1 protein-coding gene and 1 pseudogene are annotated in these 572 nt (G+C 31.6%); one reads left to right on the top strand and one right to left on the bottom strand.

The genetic code is table 11. The annotated features are described in order from the left end of the window. A pseudogene (locus JCM21531_RS17420) lies at positions 1 to 184 on the bottom strand (hypothetical protein); the annotation flags it as partial. A 154-nt stretch (positions 185 to 338) separates the two neighbouring features. Here JCM21531_RS17420 and JCM21531_RS23320 point away from each other — a divergent pair. Then, positions 339 to 572, top strand: a 234-nt coding sequence (locus JCM21531_RS23320; RefSeq protein WP_038291746.1) for a transposase, incomplete at its 3' end; no start/stop codon positions are given.

The raw sequence follows: 572 nt of genomic DNA, 5'->3' as shown, positions 1-572 counted from the left end.
ACATTTCCCGCCATATCCACAAGGACAATTCCAACGTTGTGCCAACCTTTCCGAGGGTAAAAGTTAATGTATTGTTATCACTGTAATATTTGAAATCTATTTCCCTGCCGTTATCATATACCTTGCACCGGTTTTCGTCAACCAATTCGTTGATAATTGAGCGAAAAAGGACAAAACACTCCATTATAAATAATTATAGACGAATTAAATCAAATTTATGTGTAAAACTTAGCAAAACCGGCAATAATATATAATATTGAAGTGATTTAGGATTTACATTCTGTAAACTTTGAAAACTTAAAATTGCTTGCCAGGAAGAACTGAAAAATTTTTAATACATGAAATTATTTATACTCCCATTGGATTCAATAAAGAACATTACCCTTAAGTATTTGCCTCCTTATAGCTCCGAGTTGAATTCAATCGATCACCTTTTGAAAGACATCCGAATGAATGTAACGCATAACAACTTGTTTGAATCTATAGCTGAAATTGTGCAGGCAATACCTAAATACTTTATGATTATACAAAGATCTTTTGCAAAAATTAAGCGACTTTGTGCATATATATTA

It is taken from the genome of Acetivibrio straminisolvens JCM 21531, from assembly GCF_000521465.1.
GTDB classification, from domain to species: Bacteria; Bacillota; Clostridia; order Acetivibrionales; family Acetivibrionaceae; genus Hungateiclostridium; species Hungateiclostridium straminisolvens.
Note: the sequence above shows the minus strand (reverse complement) of the source record. Positions and strands in the feature narration are given on the sequence as shown.